Source organism: Bacillus sp. LR--39 (genome assembly GCF_053613335.1).
Genome location: NZ_JBSIOT010001027.1, coordinates 1 through 654 on the forward strand (window position 1 = coordinate 1; position 654 = coordinate 654).

Annotated in this window: 1 protein-coding gene; it reads right to left on the reverse strand. The window is 44.6% G+C overall.

Translation table 11 applies throughout. From position 1 onward, the window contains the following. Positions 1 to 296 precede the first annotated feature (296 nt). On the reverse strand, positions 297 to 500 hold the full coding sequence (locus ACWHAR_RS28195; RefSeq protein WP_003180196.1) for an alpha/beta-type small acid-soluble spore protein: 204 nt from the start codon (positions 498 to 500) through the stop codon (positions 297 to 299). Positions 501 to 654: the final 154 nt, after the last annotated feature.

Here is a 654-nt window from a genome sequence, read left to right on the forward strand (position 1 = left end):
CGGAAGAAAAAGCCCCGCGTAAACAAAAGGTTCCATGATAAGGACGGACATTTGAGACATACTCATTCAATAGAGAAATCCCGACAAATTGAATCAATTCCCAATTGATGCTCAACATCAGCTGCATGCCGACCCCTCCTTTATACCAGCATATGAAAAAAGGAGAAGCGGGTGCGGGCTTTCACAAGATATGCCAGAGGGGAGGCCCCCGTGATGGTAATGAATGAGAAGGTTTGCCGAAAAGCTAAAGAAGGTGCAGTATATGCACCTTCTGTTATCCATGAATATGAAGTTGTTTAAAATTGTTGACCGCCCATAGATGCTTGAGCTTGGGAAACTAAACGTTTTGTAATTTCTCCGCCGACAGAACCGTTTGCACGGGAAGTCGTGTCAGCGCCAAGGTTTACGCCGAACTCAGAAGCGATTTCGAATTTCATTTGTTCGATCGCTTGCGCTGCTCCTGGGACAAGCAGTTGATTTGAAGAATTTTGATTAGCCATTTGTCATCAAACTCCTTTATAAAAATGGTATGGTTGGGCTGACTGGAGTTGCACCAGCTGACGGCTTCCACCGATAGAAAACCGCTGCCTTCTCGGCTAAAGCCCAATGTTGGTTTGTACTACGTATTATGGTGGATTCAATAAAATAAATGCG

Excerpts from the sequence above, each read along its gene's own strand:
- ACWHAR_RS28195 (WP_003180196.1), bottom strand. The coding sequence starts at position 500 with ATGGCTAATCAAAATTCTTCAAATCAACTGCTTGTCCCAGGAGCAGCG.